Annotated in this window: 12 protein-coding genes and 1 pseudogene; 3 read left to right on the top strand and 10 right to left on the bottom strand. The window is 56.2% G+C overall.

From position 1 onward, the window contains the following. Nucleotides 1-16: 16 nt before the first annotated feature. The 3 genes from JW799_RS26510 to JW799_RS26520 are packed head-to-tail and all read right to left on the bottom strand — an operon-like array spanning nucleotide 17 to nucleotide 3,137. Nucleotides 17-1,123 (bottom strand): extracellular solute-binding protein, encoded by a 1,107-nt coding sequence (locus JW799_RS26510; protein WP_080837743.1) that lies wholly within the window; start codon nucleotides 1,121-1,123, stop codon nucleotides 17-19. Between the two features lie 29 nt (nucleotides 1,124-1,152). Next, nucleotides 1,153-1,971 (bottom strand): MBL fold metallo-hydrolase, encoded by an 819-nt coding sequence (locus tag JW799_RS26515; protein ID WP_205432538.1) that lies wholly within the window; start codon nucleotides 1,969-1,971, stop codon nucleotides 1,153-1,155. Further along, entirely contained in the window at nucleotides 1,971-3,137 is a 1,167-nt protein-coding gene (locus JW799_RS26520) for a GntR family transcriptional regulator (RefSeq protein WP_205432539.1), read from the bottom strand. Before JW799_RS26520 ends, JW799_RS26515 begins: the two co-directional genes overlap by 1 nt. Before the next feature lie 495 nt (nucleotides 3,138-3,632). Here JW799_RS26520 and JW799_RS26525 point away from each other — a divergent pair, with 495 nt between their 5' ends. Beyond that, on the top strand, nucleotides 3,633-6,014 hold the full coding sequence (locus tag JW799_RS26525; RefSeq protein ID WP_080837736.1) for a polyprenyl synthetase family protein: 2,382 nt from the start codon (nucleotides 3,633-3,635) through the stop codon (nucleotides 6,012-6,014). Nucleotides 6,015-6,093: 79 nt separating this feature from the next. On the opposite strand, the gene JW799_RS26530 is transcribed toward JW799_RS26525, so the two are convergent. The 7 genes and pseudogenes from JW799_RS26530 to JW799_RS26560 all read right to left on the bottom strand — a co-directional run bounded on the left by JW799_RS26530 (nucleotide 6,094) and on the right by JW799_RS26560 (nucleotide 13,625). Further along, a complete protein-coding gene (locus tag JW799_RS26530; RefSeq protein WP_205432540.1) occupies nucleotides 6,094-6,264 on the bottom strand; it encodes a hypothetical protein in 171 nt (56 codons plus the stop codon). A gap of 169 nt (nucleotides 6,265-6,433) precedes the next feature. Next, on the bottom strand, nucleotides 6,434-7,501 hold the full coding sequence (locus JW799_RS26535) for an ABC transporter substrate-binding protein (RefSeq protein WP_080837733.1): 1,068 nt from the start codon (nucleotides 7,499-7,501) through the stop codon (nucleotides 6,434-6,436). A gap of 112 nt (nucleotides 7,502-7,613) precedes the next feature. Then, on the bottom strand, nucleotides 7,614-8,450 hold the full coding sequence (locus tag JW799_RS26540) for a helix-turn-helix transcriptional regulator (RefSeq protein ID WP_080837730.1): 837 nt from the start codon (nucleotides 8,448-8,450) through the stop codon (nucleotides 7,614-7,616). A 208-nt stretch (nucleotides 8,451-8,658) separates the two neighbouring features. Next, a pseudogene (gene uidA, locus JW799_RS26545) lies at nucleotides 8,659-10,456 on the bottom strand (beta-glucuronidase). 11 nt (nucleotides 10,457-10,467) lie between these two features. Next, entirely contained in the window at nucleotides 10,468-11,820 is a 1,353-nt protein-coding gene (locus tag JW799_RS26550; RefSeq protein ID WP_080837725.1) for an ABC transporter substrate-binding protein, read from the bottom strand. A gap of 28 nt (nucleotides 11,821-11,848) precedes the next feature. Beyond that, on the bottom strand, nucleotides 11,849-12,679 hold the full coding sequence (locus JW799_RS26555; RefSeq protein WP_080837723.1) for a carbohydrate ABC transporter permease: 831 nt from the start codon (nucleotides 12,677-12,679) through the stop codon (nucleotides 11,849-11,851). A gap of 13 nt (nucleotides 12,680-12,692) precedes the next feature. Further along, complete coding sequence (locus JW799_RS26560) at nucleotides 12,693-13,625, bottom strand: carbohydrate ABC transporter permease (protein ID WP_080837720.1); 933 nt, start codon at nucleotides 13,623-13,625, stop codon at nucleotides 12,693-12,695. A gap of 221 nt (nucleotides 13,626-13,846) precedes the next feature. On the opposite strand from JW799_RS26560, the gene JW799_RS26565 reads away from it, so the two are divergent. Next, a complete protein-coding gene (locus tag JW799_RS26565; protein WP_080837717.1) occupies nucleotides 13,847-15,640 on the top strand; it encodes a sensor histidine kinase in 1,794 nt (597 codons plus the stop codon). Further along, nucleotides 15,633-17,237 carry a response regulator transcription factor gene (locus JW799_RS26570; RefSeq protein WP_080837715.1) on the top strand — a complete coding sequence of 535 codons (1,605 nt, stop codon included), beginning with the start codon at nucleotides 15,633-15,635 and terminating at the stop codon, nucleotides 17,235-17,237. The genes JW799_RS26565 and JW799_RS26570 overlap by 8 nt, the downstream gene beginning before the upstream one ends. Nucleotides 17,238-17,248 lie beyond the last annotated feature (11 nt).

A 17,248-nucleotide genomic window follows, 5' to 3' on the forward strand; every position in this document is an offset into this window, starting at 1 on the left:
TCGTATTTCGCTGCGGTTACGGCATGATTTGAAGTTCGATCTTCTCGACCCACAAGTCGATGTTTTCCGCGATAAACGCCCAGTCGAACGGCTGCGCCTTCAGATCCGCGAACAGTTCCTTGACGGAATCGTTCGCTTGTTCGGCCGCCTTCGTATTCGCGGGCATCGCGTTGAACTCCGCGGCGAACTCGCCCTGCACTTCGGCGCTGCCCATCCACTCGACGAACCGTTCCGCCGTTTCCTGCTTCTTCGTGCCCTTCACGATCGCCGCATGCTCCACGATCATCGGAACGCCGATTTCCGGGCTCACGATGCCGGCTTTCACGTTATATTGCTCTTCCTTCGCGGCCAGCGTGCCGGAGACGAGCGCTCCGAGCGGCGTCTTCCCGCTCGCCAGGTTCGCGTAAAAATCTTCTCCTTCGACGGCCCGAACGCCGTTGTCGTACAGCTGTTTGATTTCGTTCCAGCCTTCCTCGGAAATGCCGAGATCGCCGTTCGGATCCTGGTACCGGGTCAGAATGCCCGCCACGACGAGCCGCGGCGTATTTTGGCCGAGCAGGGTCGGGGCTTCGTATTTCCCTTTGAACGCGTCGTTCTTGTACAAGTCCGTCCAATCCTTCGGCGCCGTCTCCGGCGTGAACGCGTCGGGATTGTAGCCGAGCAGGATCGCCTGCTTCACGAGCCCGTGATAGTAGCCCTCCGGATCGTTCAGGCCTTCCTCGACTTCCGCAGCCCATTGCGGCACGTACGGAGTCAGCACGTCTTCCTTTTTCAAGTTCTCGTACAGCATGTTGTTCAAGCCGTAGACGACGTCCGCCGTCGGATTGTTCTTCTCCGCGATGAGCCGGTTCGTCAAATCGGCGCCGCCCGCTCCGACGAGTTCGATGTCGAATCCTGCGCTCTTCGCCTTCTCGATCAGCCATTCGCCCCGGCCGTCGGAATTCGCGTTCGTGTAGACGACCAGGCTTTCGTTGGCCGCCGGCGCGGAAGCCGACGCCGATGCGGCAGGGGAGCCCGAAGCGGGCGAAGTCGACGCGTTTCCTCCGTTGCCGTTGCCGCCGCCGCAGGCTGCGACCGTCAGGCTGAGCGTTGCAAACAGTGCCGCCGTGATCCATTTTTTCATGGGGTTACCGCTCCTTTTGTTCATTGAAATTATAGGTGCATGACGAGACCGTCATAAGCCGTAACGATGCCGTACGGGCTGAAAATGGCGTCGAACTCTTCGTGGAGAAGCTTGGAATTGTGGCTGAAATGGGTGACGGCGATTCGCCCTTCGGGCTTCAGAACGCCCAGCCGGCGAAACTCGCTCTGCGCCTCCAGCACCGTCTCCACGCACATGTGGTTGCGGTCCCGGGAGTTGCCGGTATAGCCGTGCGTGCAGTCGAGAATCGCGCCGTCGAGCTCCCGCTCCCGCAGCCATTCCCAGGTCGCCTCCGGAAACCATCCCGAATCGTGCCCGTACAGCAGCTTTTTGCCGCCCTTTTCAAGGACGTATAGCAGGCACGTCTCCATCCGGTCGTGGTCCGCCAGCAGCGGCGTCACCTTCGCGTCGCCGGCATCGAACGTCTCGAACGGGCGCAGCAGATGGAACGCGAACCGTCCCCCTTCGAAGCGGCCGATCGCAGCTCGCGTATGGTGCATGACGGCATCGTTCCCGTAAATGTGCAGCGGATGCTCCAGGCCGTGGGCGATGCCTTCCCGACGGCACTCCAGATCGTACGCGTTAAAGTGGTCGGAATGCGTGTGGGTGACGAGCAGATGTTCGATCGCGCCGAAATCGATGCCGTCGCGAAGCGCCTGCATGTACGAATCGGGCGAATAATCGAACTTGATCGTATCGTCGACGATGGCCGAGCTGCGCGTGCGAATGTTCCGCCCGCCGAGCTTGCGAGCCTTGCCGCAAAACTCGCAGCGGCAGAACGCGTTCGGAAACCCTTCCGCCGCCGCCGTGCCGAGAAAATGAATTTTCATCACAAATTCCCTCTGTCCGTCACTGATTTTCTCTCGATAATTTCCGTTTGAATCTTGACCGTCAGTTGCTTCTCCTTGGACCGGTTTACGCGCTTCATCAACAGTTCGACGGCCGAACGGGCGAGCCGTTCCGTATCCTGCCGGACCGTCGTCAGCGGAACCGGCGTCAGCGCCGACAGCTTGATGTCGGAAAAGCCGACGATCGACAGCTTGTCCGGCACCGGAACGTTCAGGTGCAGCGCCGTGAACAAGGAGGAAATCGCAATGTGGTCGTCCCCGCACATGACCGCCGTCATCTGCGGATTGCCGCCGATGAACTCCGCCTGCTCCGGGTCGCTTTCGCTCGCGCGGCTCGGATCGCAGGGCGTGCTCCGGAAGTGGATGTACTCGTTCTTGACCGGAATGCCGTGATCGAGCAGCGCCTGGATGTAGCCTTGGTACCGTTCCTCCCGGCTCGTGATGTTCTCGATCGCGTTGGACGTATAGCCGATCTCCCGGTGCCCTTTGGCGATCAAATACTGCGCCATCTGGTACGAGCCCTGAAAATGATCGTGGTACACGCAATCGATCTGCACCTCGCGGAAAATGCGGTCGATGATCACGATCGGAATTTGCTCCAGCTTCAGCCGCAGCACCTGGTCGCTGCACGTTTTGCGGCCCTGGGGGAACAGAATCAGGCCGTCGACGCCTCCGTCGACCAGCTTTTGCAGGCAGCGATCCTCGTCGTCCTTGTCCTTGCTGATTTTCAGGATCAGATCGCCGTCATGCTTGCGCACCTCGCCTTCGACGGCCGCGATGATGCGGGACGTGTAATCCGACATGTGGGGCAGGATGAGCGCGATCTGCCGGCCCTTCGCCCACCCGGGCGGGATCGGCGGCCGTCTCTCCGAAACCCTGCCGGCGGCAGGCTCCCCTTGGCCTTCCCGTTTGCCGGCCAGAAACGTTCCCCTTCTCGGCAGGCGATACACCAGGCCTTGCTCGGCCAGCCGCTCCAGCGCCAGCTTGCTCGTCATCCGGCTGACGCCGAACAGCTTCGCGAGCTCCCCTTCCGAAGGAACGGGATCGTGCGGCTGAAGCTTGCGCTCCGCGATAATGGCCATCACCTTGTCGGCGACTTGCAAATACAGCTGCTGCTTCGGTTTCGGAGACGAAGATTCTGGCTTCATGTCATGACATTCCTCGTTCTGTCTTTAGACTTCCGGGCCGGCGCTTGATCTGCGTTGTTTATCTCGAGCTCGATTAATTCGAACTTACTATATGTCACTGACACATTCAATGATATGTCCGTTAAGGGGGTGTTAAAAATGATTAACTCTATGTAAAATCGAGGTTTTTCCGGGATATGACATGCAAAAAGGCATATCAGTAACATGCTTGCGGCGACATTTCACCCGACTGGAAAAGCTTTTATTCGCCAAGCCGGATACCCGGTTCTTGAACGGCCGATCCGTTCGCCAAGCCGGAACCTTATCCGAAACGCTCCGTACAAGTAAGTAAACGTTCGAACGATTCCGGACCAAAGTTTCGTTTGGAAACTGGGCGCAAGTCCGGAGTCATTGCATAAAATTTCTGTTAATGTTACTTTGGTCGCATATATCTTGCAAAGCGGTAAAATAGAATGTATCCGCGCGAAATCTTGAAACCGAGGTATCCTTCAGCCTATGACGATAAACTTGACGGAACGGACAGACATCTGGTACTGCAAAGCGGAGCGGGAAGCCGCACGGTATTTTAAAGAGCTTCAGTCGCAGGTAGCGGACAAAGCGTTCGCGCCGGCCCTGACGAAAGATATCCAAGCGTGGAAAAGGAACCATGTCCGCCGCGATTCGTTCGTCTCTTTTTTCGCCGGCAAAAAGAACGGCCCCGATCCTGCCGATTATCGCAAATATATCGGATGGCTGGACCGGGCGGGCAAATTGGACGATTATTTGGATCGCAGCATCTCCTACATTTATTTGCGCGATTTGGGCAAGGACCTGGCCTCGCCCGAGACGCAAGCCCGAATCGGGCGCGTCGCGGCCGACGTCAAGGCACGGCTGCTTCGGCCCGCGGGAGCCAACCGGAAAGACGGGTCGGAGTTTTTCAGCCTGGCGGCGCTGTACCGATGGGCCCAAAAAGAAGGGATCGAGCAGGCGATCATTTGGGTCGTCGGCAAGCTGAAGAGCGTGGCCGACCATATTCCCGAGGAGATGAACGCGGAGGAAACCCGGAGGAAACTGGCCAAAATCATTCTCGGCGTCGTGCTGCACGTCCTTGACGGGCTGGAAGGCGCAGCGGAACCCGCGGAACGCTCCCGCAGATTGGACGAAGCCGTCCGGTTGGGTTATTTTTACGGCCTGACTTATCCTTTTATCGACGATCTTCTGGATTCCAACGTATTGGACGCCCGGCAGAAGGAGCAGTATTCCCGGATGATCCGCGCCACGCTTGTCCGGGGGACGGTTCCGAAGCTCGGAGACTGGACCGAAAGCCGCGCCGAACTGATCCGTTACATCCACGGCGAGCTTCGCGACGCCTACGAATATATTCGCAATTATCAACGCGCGGACACCCGGGATACGTTTCTGGAGCAATCCTACGTGTTTTTCGAAGCCCAGGAAGCGGACCGGGCAAAAAAGCTTTCGAATCCGTCGTATACGAACGAAGAGCTGTATTTGCCGATCATCATCAAATCCGCATCCTCCCGCTTGATCGTCCGTTCCGTCATCGGCGCTCCGAAGGACGAAGGCTTCGAATCCCGGACGTTCCATTACGGCTTGTACAACCAGCTTGCCGACGATTTCGCGGACATGTTCGAAGACATGCAAAACGGAGCGGTGACCCCTTATACGTATTACCTTAAATACCATCGCGAGCGGCCGGATTTGATCAATCCGTTCGAGCTGTACTGGGCGGTCATTTCCCATTTGATCCGTCACGTGTACAAGTCGGACGCCAAAACCCGCGAAGTCTTGCTGGATCGCGCCGTCAACGGGCTCAAACGCTACAAAAAACGCGCCGGCCCCGAGAAATATAACGAATTGATGGGAATTCTTTTAGGCGAAAACCCGGAATTCAACCGGCTTATCCAGCACGTCGTCGGCAAAGCGGAGGACGTGGACTTCTTCGACAAGCTCGTTCGGGATCAGTGGCTAACCGTCATGAAAAACGAGCGGAAGGAGAAGGAAATCTTTTTCGATCAACTCGAAAAAGCCCGCCAGCGCATCAACGATCTGCTGCGCATTTCCAGGCCCGAGCTGCCGTCCGTGCAGCAGCTGCTTTTCGATACGGCCAATTACAGTCTCGAAGGAAGCGGCAAACGCATTCGCCCGATTCTGGCCTGGGTCATGGGCGTAAACGAATACGGCTTGCAGGCCTCAGCGCTGGCGCCGATATTCCGATCGCTCGAATTCATGCATACGGCGTCCCTCATTTTTGACGACCTGCCGTCGCAGGACAATTCCTCCACGCGCAGGGGACGGCCGACGCTTCACCGGGTGCACGACAGCGCGGTTGCGGAATTGACCGGGCTTTTTCTGATCCAGAAGGCCATGGAAGAGCTGGCTTCGCTGCAGGGCTTCGACAACGGCGCCGTGCTCGCGCTGATTCGGTACTCGTCGCAAAAAGCGAGCGAGATCTGCACGGGGCAGGCGATGGATCTTCAGTCGAAAGGCAAAGCGCTGACGTTGGAGCAGCTGAACCGGATCTGCTTTTACAAAACGGGGCTCGCCTTCGAGGTTTCCCTCGTAAGCCCCGCTATTCTCGCCCAGGCAAGCGAGGCCGAAATCGCGATCCTCAAGAAAATCGCCTATCACGCGGGCATCGCCTTTCAAATCAAAGACGACCTGCTGGACGGAGAAGGCAATGCGCGCCTGCTCGGCAAACCCGTCGGCAAGGACGAGGAAAACAACACCTCGACGTTCGTCACGGTTCTCGGCGCGGAAGGCGCGAGCAAAGCGATGTGGGAACACTACTGCCTGGCCATGGAGGCGCTGGGCGAGCTGCCGCGGAATATCGGTTTTCTGAGGTATTTGCTGGATTACATGATTCATCGGGACCGCTGATCGCGCCGAGGGGAAGCGGCGATGGATCGCCCTCCTGCGGCAAAGCAAAGCCTCGCGGCGAAGCTTGGTTGGATTTTCTCTAATCAAAACCGGCTTTTTCGCGAAACTTTTCGGCTTCGTTGGATTTTGTCCAATCTGGCGAAGCCTTTTCGGCGTTTTCATCCAAATTCCAAGTTTCTCGTTGGATAAAGTCCACTCTAGACAACGATTTCCCCGTTTTCCGTTCCTTTGATTGGACAAAATCCAACATAGACCTCCTTCTGCTTGAATGGTCACCCGCCTCTTCGCCGGCCCCTAAGCTCCACGCACAGCTCGGGACGTCCTCGCGGCGCCGGATCAGTCCCGTTCCGCGACCCAAAACATCCCGATATGAAAAAAGCCTCGCGGTTATCCGAAGATAGCCCTCGAGGCTTTATTCGTTATCGTTCCTTCGGTTCCAGCGCCTTAAGCACCTCGCCCACGCCGTACGAATTGCCGATCGGGCCGTAGCCGAGGGCGAGCTCTCCGTTGATCGCGTAGACATGGTTGTTCTCGACGGCCTTCAGTCGGCTCCATACTTCGCTGTCCTCCCATTGATCGGTCAGAGCGGGCACGGATTTGTCGCCGTAGTTGAAGTAGCCGAGGAACAAATGATCCGGGTCGAGGGCGGCAAGGCCCTCGAGCGATAGCTCCGCGCCCTCCGCGATATCGGCGGATTCGGGCGGCGCGAGCCCCAAACCTTCGTAGTAAGGCGTCAAGTAGTTCATCCCTTGAAGGTAGACCTGCTTCTCCCTCGCTTGGACGAAGGCGACCGTTCCCTCGAGACCGGCCAGCTTCTCTTTGGCCGACTGGAGTTTTGCGTTGTAATCGGAAATATAGCTCTCCGCTACGTCCTCCTGGCCGAGAATCTCCCCGAACTTCGTCACGACCGACGGCCAATCGCCCCATACGTCCGTCGCTTGTTCGTCCAAGATGACGGTCGGCGCGATCTTCTCGAGTTCGGCGACGATATCCTGGTTGATCGCGTTGCCGCCTATAATCAAGTCGGGCCCGTAGGCGAGCAGGGCTTCAAGGTTCACCTTCGTATTTTCCCCTACGATCTCCAGCTCCTGCACCTTGTCGACGTAAGGCTTGTAGCTGTCCGTATGGATGACGGAGGTTTTCTCGCTGAACGGCAGCGCCAGCCCGACGGATTCCAGATTGAACAACAGAAGGGAATCCCCGTAGCCCCAGTGGACGACGGCAACCCGCTGCGGCTGCTCCTCGATCGCGATGTCGCCGTTGGCCGCGGAGATCGTTCTCGGGAACGCGGCGGTCACCGAAGAAGCGGCGCCTTCCCCTGTTCCTTCCGCAGGCGGCGATGCGGATGAAGCAGGCGTTCCGTTCGGCGCCGGGCTGCCCGAGGGCGAAGAATCGGCGTTCGAATTCGCGTTTCCGCATGCGGCGACAAGCAGCATGACGCAGAAGAGGGCCAGCATCGCGGCCCATGAATTGGATCGGTTCGGCATGTCAAGCATCCTTTCTCTACCCCAACTTATTGTTGATAATGTTTCTCATTATCACTCCCATTGATAACATTACCACCATGTCCGCCCTATGGAAATGGAGATTTTCCCGAACTTAAGATGGACTATTTCGCCTTCGTTGCAAGCCGACTTTGCCCGGTGGCAAGCCTTTATGCTTCTTGAAGAGACGGCTGAAGTAATAGGCGTCGGCATAGCCCACGCTCCGGGCGACGGCGGAAACGGGGAACCGGCCCGTGACAAGAAGCTCGTTGGCCCGGTTCATCCGGTACCGGATCAAATAGTCGATCGGGCCCATGCCGGTATATTTCTGAAACAGATAGGAAAAATACTTGGCCTTCATATGGTAGCGTCCGGCGAGCATGTCCAGCGTCAGCGGCTCCATGTAGTGCGTTCGAATGAAGCCGATCGCGTCGTCGATCATCTCGTAGCTTTCCTTGTTCCGGACGAGCCGTTCCGACAGCAGCAAAGTGTTCAGCAGCCGGTAAAACAACGCCTTCTTCTCCAAAAGGCTCATGCTCCCCGGAGAAGACGAAGCCGCGAGCAGCTGCTCGAGCAGCCGAACGAGTTCCGGATCCGAGCCGACGCGGAGCATCGTCACGTCCGTCAGCCTCCGCAAGTCCCCGGATGCCCCGGCTGCGGGCAAGTAATGCACGAGGCCGTATTCGAAGCCCTCGCCCCCGACCTCGATTTCAAGCCGCATGTCCAGGCCGCCAAGAAGCACGGTTCCCGGCTCCAGACGGTAGCGTTCCTTCCCGTTGAAAATGAAGTCGGCCTCTCCCCGCAGCCCCATCACGACCCCGCACATCGTTGTCGGGCGATGGACATGGCCGGCGTAAACCGTGCCTGCCGTCAGTTCCGTGCGATAAACGCCGAACACGTCGAGCGGCACTCTCGCGAATTCCGTCGCCAATTCTTCGTAAGGCAGCGCCATGTCCCCGCCTCCAATTCGTTGATGTTTCCCCCATTCTACCTTACCGAAACGAACCTCGGCAATCTGCCCGTTCCCGGAAACGACTCGCTTCCCGATAGAATCGGCGATCGCAAAAAGGGCCGTCCCCAAGTCCGAAGACTTTGAGACAGCCCTGTCATGTCGGCGCCTTGCGATTCCTCGCGTCTCGAAAATTAACGCTTGGCCGCTTTTACGATTTATAACCGAAATCGGGAATGGAATGCCATCTCTTTCTCAGCTCGTGCGCCGCGGCTTTCGGTTTGCGGTCGCGGGTGAAGACCCTTTCTTGTTGCCCTGAACCCGAATGATATTTTGGCTCGTATTGAAGTCGGCAAAGTTCCAGACGTGCTCCCCGACGAAATTGGCGCATTCGTCGAACGCTTCATGGTTCGCTTGCAAAAACGCGACCTGGAATTCCTCGGTGAACATGACGGGATCGACATCGTGGAACCCGGCGATCGTATCCGCGCCATACTCCGTCATGAGGATCGGCTTATCCGGACAGCGCTTGGTCCAACCCTCGAATTCCCGGCGCAGCTTGGCTTTGGCCAGCTCCCACTCCCCGCCTTCCACATACCAGCCGTAATAGCGGTTCAAGCACAGAACATCCGCCAAGTCCGATACTTTGCAATGCTCGGGACTTCCCTCCTGCAAGGTCACCACGGTGACGGGGCGCTTTTGCGGGTCGCATTCCTTCGCAAGCCGGAAGAGCGGCTCGAAGTACTCGTACGCCCCGTCCTCCGCCGTCGCGGGTTCGTTGGCGATCGACCACATGACGACGCATGCATGGTTTTTATCTCTCGCGATCAACTCGCGAATCGCCTGCCGGTGGGCCTCATGGGTTTTGATTTCCTCCCACGTGTTCCGCTTCGGGCCGTTCGAGTGAATCGCGATAAAGTTCAAATGCAGGCCGACGGCCGCCACCTCGTCGATGACGACAAGCCCTTCCCGGTCGGCCAACCGCATAAGCTCCTCCGAATACGGATAGTGGGACGTGCGGAACGAGTTGGCGCCGATCCATTTCATCAACCGAAAATCCGTCACGTTGGCCGGTTCGTTAAATCCTCTGCCGTGAATCGGGGAGTCCTCATGCTTGCCGAAGCCTTTGAAATAAAACGGTTTTCCGTTGATGAGGAACTTGCCTTCCTTCACTTCCACGGTCCGGATTCCGAAGGGCAGCTCGTACTCGTCGACCGGCTCGCCGCTTTGCAGCAGCTCGATTTTCAGCCTGTACAAGTACGCGTTCAGCGGTTCCCAGAGCTTCGCATCCGCGACCATCAGGCTACCGCCGGCCCCCTCGCCTTCCGCGACAACCGCCCCGTCCTCATCCAGAATGCTGACACGTGTCTCCGCCTCGCCGCTGAGATCCACCCTATAGCTTACCGCGGCGAAACCGTCAGCCCGCACGTCGGATACGATTTCAACGTCCCGAACGTAGGTCCAGGGCGTCGTATAGATTTTCACCGGCCGGTGAAGTCCCGCATAATTGAAGAAGTCGAAATTCGGACGATTGCGAACAATTCTGCCTAGCCCTCAACCTCTTGCTCCGTATAGTTGCCGACGGGCAACGTCGATTCGTCCAGCACGTTATAAACGGCAACGGTAAGCCGATTTTTTCCCGCGGTCAGCAGCCCGTTGATTTCCGCCTCGAACGGCGTAAACCCGCCGACATGCCGGGCGGCAAGCGTACCGTTGACGTAAACCTTCGCTTCATGCGTGGCCGAGCCGAACCGGAGAACGATCCGCTCCGAGGAAAGCGCGTTCGGCACGACAAATTCCCGTTCGTACCAAACCCAGCCGACATGATGGCGAATCTCGGCGGTTACGCCTGCATCATTGTATGAAGAAGGAACCGCCATTGGGATGGTGTCGGAGAGCGGCCGTTCAAACCATTTATCGGCGAATCCGTTGCCGGAATCGAGCTTGAAATTCCAAATTCCGTTTAAATCGATGACAGACCGGGAAGCGGTCACAATCGGGTAGAGCATCGGGGTCCCTCCTATTTGGAATCGATGATTTTCTGAATGCGTTCCTGGGCATTTTTAACGGTGGTCTCCAGGTCCTGACCCGACAGCATCATCGCGTCGAATTCCTCCACGAACGCTTTTTCCAGCTCCGCATGGAAAGGCACCGCGACCGCCGCCGTCGTTTGCTTCGTATTTTCAAGGACGTAAAGCAGCGATTCCTTGTCGATCATTTCCGGGGTCTTCGTGCCGGCAATGATGGTGTCGACGATTTCGTTCAAATCCGCTTTTTTCCAGGATGGAAAGTACTTCCCTTGCAGCGCGATTCCTTCCGTCGTATACCACCGGATAAACGCATAGGCTTCCTCCTTGTGCTTCGATTTGCTGTAGATCCCCAACACATCGCCGCTCGCATTGCCCGAAATCGGATCTTCCTTGTTCGCCTTCGGAAGGGGAGCGAACACCGTTTTGAACGTTGCCGGCACCTGCTCCGTCCCCCCGGCCTCCGGAACGAGGAACGAGCCCATCGAAAGCATGCTGGCGTCCTGATTGAAATACTGCGGGCGGTAGTTCAATTTCTGGCTGACGACTTCCGCATACGGCGTTGCGGAGCCTTCCTTCTCCCCTTGCAGCCGAAGCTCCAGCGACTTGCGAACGTACGGCGTATCCGCGTTCGCTTTCGTTCCGTCGTCCGTCGTCAGATTCGCACCGACGGCTTGATTCATATTCTGAATAAAGTACGCTACCGTGGCCCAACTATGGAAATAGGTGCCGTATCTCGTTTTGCCGCCTTCGGTTTTCGTCATCGCCTTGGCATATTGCATGAACTCGTCCCACGTCCAATCCTTCGGAAGCTCGAGCCCCGCCTCCCGGAGATGGTTTTCATTGATGAGCACCAGGGGCATAACGGATTTGCCCGGCAGCCCGTACGTTTTTCCCGCGATCCTTGTGTCCAGCGTATACTCGTCTTCGAGAACGACTCCCTCTTGTTCCAGGTAACCGTCCAGCGGTTCCAGCATGCCGAGCTCCATGCGCTGGTTAAGGAAATTCATATTGCTGAACATGACCACATCCAGCGCTTCCCCGGAGGCGGCGGCGAGATCGAGCTTTTTGTAATATTCGTTGGAATTGTTGTCTTCCGCGGAAACGAACTCCACTTTGATATCCGGGTATTTCTTTTCGAATTCCGCGATGACGACATCCCAGTTGTCGGTTTTCTTCGGATACCAGGTATGAAGCTTGATGGTTGCGATTGCGGCACCCTCCGCCGCGCCGCCGTTCGAGCCGGCCCCCTGGCTGTTTTCCCCCGAACCCGAAGAACATCCCGAACCGATGAGCGCAAGGATTGCGGACGCGACGAGCAAGCGGCTCCACTTTTTTTTCAACATGCGACTACCCCCTGTTTTTGAAAAATAGTTATCCTTTGACACTTCCCGAGGCCACGCCTTCGATGACTTGTTTTTGGCCTGCGACGAAGATGATCAACAACGGTAAAATAGCGGATACGGCTCCCGCCATCATGAGCGAATAAAATTCGCCGTTAAAATCGGCAAATTTGCGGATGCCGAGCTGCAGCGTGAACAACGAATCGGTGCGGAGGAAAATGAGCGGATTCTGATAGTCGTTCCAGGTCCAGATGAACCGGAGAATCATGTAGGTCGCAAGCGCGGGCTTGACCAACGGCAGTCCGATCCGGAAAAAAATCGTCCAGTGATTCGCTCCGTCGATTCTGGCGGACTCGATGATTTCGTTATGGACCCCCATGAAAAACTGCCGCAGCAAAAACGTGCCCAGCACCCCCGAAGCGCCCAGCAGCACGAGGCCAAGGTGGTTATCGAACAGTCCGATCCAGCGAAACATAATAAATTGCGGCACGAGAATCGCCTGATGCGGAATCATGTACGTGGCGAGCACCAGCATAAAGACCGCGTCTCGTCCTTTGAAATGGACCTTTGAAAATCCGTAGGCCGCCATGGCGGAAATGATCAGAGACAACGCGGTCGTCAGCAAGGTCACTTTGATGCTGTTCAAATAATAAAGCCCGAACGGGATGCTGCCCAGCCACACTTGGCTGTAGTTTTCGACGATCTTCCAGGTGCTCGGGATCCATTGAATCGGGTACGTCATCACCTCGAGCTCCGGCTTGAACGACGCCGACAGCATCCAGAGGAACGGCAGGATAAAGAAGATGCCCGCGATGCCCATAAGCGCCGTGATGACGACCCGATTCAGGCGAATGGAATTCATGTGTCAAGACCTCCTAGTAATTGACCCACTTCTTCTGACCGACCCATTGGATCAAGGTCACGAACAAGATCAGAATCAAGAGAACGATGCCCATGGCGGACGCATAGCCGGATTCCAGATTCACGAATGCCGCCTCATACAGGTAGAAGACGATGACGGAGGTCGAACCGGCCGGCCCGCCGTTCGTCAACACCATGATCAGGTCGAAAACCTTGAACGATCCCACAACCCCCGTAATGAGCAGGAAAAAGGTCGTCGGCGAAAGCATGGGCAGCGTAATGTTGAAAAATTGGCGAACCGGCGAAGCGCCGTCCACGTCGGCCGCTTCGTACAGATCCTTGGGAATGCTTTGCAGCCCGGCGAGATAGATAATCATGTTAAAGCCGAGCGAGGTCCAAACCATGATGACCATGACGGCCAGCAGCGCGTAATTCGGATCCGCCAGCCACATCGGCGGATTCTCGATGCCGATCGACCGCAGGAAACCGTTAATCGGGCCGCTGTTCGGGTGGAACAGCACTCTCCACAGCAACGCGATCGCCACGATGCTCGAAATAAACGGCATAAAATAGATGACTTTAAAAACGTTTTTGAAATACGTTCCCTTGTTGATCAAAGCGGCCAACGCCATCGCTATGAACATCGACGCCGGAACGACCGCGATCAGCACGAGGTTGTTTCGCAAGGAGCGATGAAACGCCTCGTCCCGAAACAGATCGATGTAGTTGTCCAATCCGACGAACTTCAGTCCGCCGATGCCCGCGATGAAATTCCAGTCCGTGAAACTGATCGCGCCCGATAGCAGAATCGGAACGACGACCAGCGTCATCGTCAGAACCAGCATCGGCAAAATAAACAAATAACCGGTAACGGTTTCGTAAAGCCTTCGTTTTCGAATCCGTCGGGCAAGATCATTGCCGAATCCCCGTTCAACATTTCCTTCCATTGCCTGCCGCACCCTCGTCACCTCGTTGTCGTTCTCTGTTCCTCTCTCATTATAGGTCCGGCGAATCCGGCAAGCATGAAACGAATTTTTCTAAACGAAAAAGATTTTTGCGATATTTTTTTCCGCATAGCAAAAAATGTTGAATGATTCCTTCCGCGGAATGCTTTAGTATTGCTTTATAATGTAACCGATTACTTCATGGGCGAGGTGGCAAAAAGCGAATGGGGATCCGAACCAACTTAAAGCCTGTGTCCTTGCGGCAGAAACTGATGCTGACTTCGATTGCTTGCCTTGTGCTTCCCGCGATCGGCATGCTGTACACGACCGGAGTCTACTCCAAGATCATTATTCGCGAGCACACGCTGGGAAAAGCCATGCAATCTCTCATGATCGTGCAGTCTCAAGTGGAAGCGATACTGGAGGAAATCGTTTCCATATCCAACTTCGTCCAATTCGATCCGGAAATCAAAACGCTATTGGAAGAGGCGAAAGGCAGCCCGGTCGCCGCGAGGCAGCTGACGACCCGGTTGGAGCAAATCGCCGGCGAGAAGCGGGACCTGCGCCTGACCTTGCTGACGAGGGACGGCCGGGCATATTCCGACTATTCGTTTTACGACTTCGAGCCGCAACGCTTTTTCCGGCAGGACTGGTTTTCGAGGGCGGAACGCCTGACGGCTTACGAGACGTTATTTCTGGGCGGACTGGAAAACTACCTGCCTCCGCTGTACCCGGAACAGAAATATGTGTATATGACCGCGCGGGCATTAACCGAGACGCTCGATCATCCGCCCTTCGCTTACCTGATCGTAAGCCGTACGGAAAACTCCATCCGGGAGCTCTTTGCCGGCATGGAAGAGGACGTGTTTCTGCTGGACGAAAACGATCGAATTCTTTCGAATCGAAATGCCGAATGGATTGGAGACCGGTTCGGGAACGTGCTGCCGCGGGAGGCGCTTTCTTCGCCGGAAATCATTCACGTCGACGGAGAAAATCAATTGTTTCTTTCGCTCCCGCTTCGTTTCGCGGGATGGAGGCTCGTGAGCGTGGCTCCTTACGAGCAGCTTACGGAAAAGTTGAACGGCTTGTATCGAACGATGTTATTTCTGCAAGCCATGTTCGCGATCGGCTTTTTGCTCGCGCTCACCTATTTATTGCGGCGCTTTACGAAGCCGGTTCTGGCGCTCGGGGAAGCGGCGAAAAAAGTCGAATCGGGAGATTTGAACGTTCGTTCCAACATTCGCGGACCTGACGAAATCGGCCGGCTCGGCCGTTCGTTCGACTTTATGCTCGATCGCATCCAGCAAATCCTGGCGCAGGTGAAGATGGAGCAGGAACTGAAGCGGCAGGCGGAAATGGCGCTGCTGCAGGCGCAAGTTCATCCGCATTTTCTTTTTAACGTCCTGAGCTCGATCCGCCTGAAGCTGTTGATGAAGGGCGACGAAGAAACCGCGCTCGTCGTCGGCTCGCTCTCCTCGCTGCTTCGGGCGAGCCTTTCCAAGCAGGATGAATTCGTCGCCCTTTACGCGGAAATCGAAACGGCCAAACAATATACGGACTTAATGAAGTTTGCGATGCGTTTCCCGATCGAGACCCGTTGGGAAATTCATGGGGACCCGTTTTCCGTTGCCGTTCCCCGCTTTATTTTGCAGCCGATCATCGAGAACGCTTATAAGCACGGCTTTGCCCAAAACGGCGGGAGGATCTCGATCAAGACGGAAGCCGCCGGTTCGGCCTTGCGAATAACGGTCGAAGATAACGGCCTGGGCATGACTCCCGAGACGCTCGCGGAATTGGAAAAGCGTCTTAACTATCGAAAGCGGGAACTGATCGAGCAAATGATATCCAACGAACGGGTCTCGCCGTCCGGCATCGGACTTTATAATGTTTACAGCCGATTGAAGCTGGTATACGGGGAGCGGTTTGAAATGAAAATTCAAAGCGTGCGCGGCCGGCGCACGACCGTGGAACTGCTGTTGCCGATCGGGCAAGAGGAGGAGGGCGGCCATCATGTTTAAAGTTCTCGTCGCCGACGATCATTATCCGGTTCTGGATTATTTAAGCGCCGGCATTTCCTGGCCCGCGCTCGGTCTGGAATTGGCGGCGACTTGTTCCAACGGCGGCGAAGCCTGGGAAGCTTGCCGGATCCATCGTCCGGACATTCTCGTAACGGATATCGGAATGCCCGTGATGGACGGATTGGAATTAATCGAAAAGGCGCGCGCGATCAACCCTCGGCTGAAAGCGGTCATCTTGTCCTGCCATGAAGATTTTCACTATGCGCAGCGGGCCGTAAAGCTGAACGTTAGCGATTATATTTTGAAGGAAAGCCTTCGGATCGACCAGGTCGTTGCCGTACTTAGCCGGTTGGCGAACCAATTGACCGAGGAAAAGCGCTCGGAAGACGACCGGCACCAGCTCAAAAACGTGGTTCGGCAAAATCTTTCCGCCATTCGCGCCGGTCTTATCCGCAAATTCCTCGAACAGCCGGTCTGGAACGAAGCGGAATGGGCGAACGAATGGCAAAATCTCGGCATTCAACTCCGAAACGGCGTTCCCTATCTTCCGGTTGCCGCCTGGCCGGAACGGGCCGCCGAATTGGAAATCCGGTTCGGCGGGCCGGTCAACATGCAGTTCGTCATCGATAACGCCTTGCAGGAATTAGTCCGCTACGACGGAAGCTTTCTGTTCGTTCCGAACGAACGACAGTACCTGTTCCTGTTCCCTTTCCCGCATACATTAAAGCGAAATCTTCATGAGGATATTCGAGTCGAACTGCTTCGCGTCCAGCAACAGATGCAGCGGCATCTGCGAGTCGGGATTTCGTTTATTTGCGGCGAAGTCATCCGGGATTTGATTCAATTGAAAAAAGAAATTCAAAAGCTGTTCGACGCGAAAACGTTCCGCTTCTATGCGGGCGAGCGCGTATATGCGAAAATCCGGCCCGTGCAGACGACGCAAGAGGATATCTTCCTCCATTATTCCAAAGCCCTGCAAGCGCTGAAAGACTGCATTCTGGCCGGAGACAACGCCCGGATTGCGTTTGCCGTCAAGGAATGGAAGCAGTTTATCGAAGACAGGGCCTACCCGGTCGAAGCCGTCCAAAGCTGGGTGCTCAAAATAACGATGGAACTCCAGCTCAAGTACGCGGTCATGCAGAACTTCGTCACGAACTTCAACGCCGAGCTGCTTCAGCGGAAAATCGCTTCGATCGAAACGCTGGACCACCTGTTGGAATGGCTTTGCGCGTTTCTCGAGCAAAAATCCGTCGAAATCCGGTCGCTTCGGGAACAAACCGTGCGCAGGGAAATCGCGGAAGCCCAGCGATACGTCCAAACCCATTTGGGCGAGAAGATCGCGATGGAGGAAATGGCCCATCGGTTGAATTTGAACCCGTCTCATTTCAGCCGGATTTTCAAGCAGGAAACCGGGGAAACGTTCGTCGAATTCGTCACCCGCACGAAAATGGAACGGGCGCGGGAGCTGTTGAACCAATCCGATCTGAACGTCGCGGAAATTTCCCAACGGCTCGGCTACGAGCATACGAGTTATTTCATCAAGCTTTTCCGGAATTATGCCGGCATGTCCCCGAACGAATTCCGCAAATCGATTTAGCCTGTCTCCCG

This window comes from Cohnella algarum (genome assembly GCF_016937515.1).
GTDB classification, from domain to species: Bacteria; Bacillota; Bacilli; order Paenibacillales; family Paenibacillaceae; genus Cohnella; species Cohnella algarum.

Excerpts from the sequence above, each read along its gene's own strand:
- JW799_RS26570 (WP_080837715.1), top strand. The coding sequence starts at position 15,633 with ATGTTTAAAGTTCTCGTCGCCGACGATCATTATCCGGTTCTGGATTAT.
- JW799_RS26550 (WP_080837725.1), bottom strand. The coding sequence starts at position 11,820 with ATGTTGAAAAAAAAGTGGAGCCGCTTGCTCGTCGCGTCCGCAATCCTT.
- JW799_RS26540 (WP_080837730.1), bottom strand. The coding sequence starts at position 8,450 with ATGGCGCTGCCTTACGAAGAATTGGCGACGGAATTCGCGAGAGTGCCG.
- JW799_RS26520 (WP_205432539.1), bottom strand. The coding sequence starts at position 3,137 with ATGAAGCCAGAATCTTCGTCTCCGAAACCGAAGCAGCAGCTGTATTTG.
- JW799_RS26555 (WP_080837723.1), bottom strand. The coding sequence starts at position 12,679 with ATGAATTCCATTCGCCTGAATCGGGTCGTCATCACGGCGCTTATGGGC.
- JW799_RS26535 (WP_080837733.1), bottom strand. The coding sequence starts at position 7,501 with ATGCCGAACCGATCCAATTCATGGGCCGCGATGCTGGCCCTCTTCTGC.
- JW799_RS26515 (WP_205432538.1), bottom strand. The coding sequence starts at position 1,971 with ATGAAAATTCATTTTCTCGGCACGGCGGCGGCGGAAGGGTTTCCGAAC.
- JW799_RS26560 (WP_080837720.1), bottom strand. The coding sequence starts at position 13,625 with ATGGAAGGAAATGTTGAACGGGGATTCGGCAATGATCTTGCCCGACGG.
- JW799_RS26530 (WP_205432540.1), bottom strand. The coding sequence starts at position 6,264 with ATGTTGGATTTTGTCCAATCAAAGGAACGGAAAACGGGGAAATCGTTG.
- JW799_RS26525 (WP_080837736.1), top strand. The coding sequence starts at position 3,633 with ATGACGATAAACTTGACGGAACGGACAGACATCTGGTACTGCAAAGCG.
- JW799_RS26565 (WP_080837717.1), top strand. The coding sequence starts at position 13,847 with ATGGGGATCCGAACCAACTTAAAGCCTGTGTCCTTGCGGCAGAAACTG.
- JW799_RS26510 (WP_080837743.1), bottom strand. The coding sequence starts at position 1,123 with ATGAAAAAATGGATCACGGCGGCACTGTTTGCAACGCTCAGCCTGACG.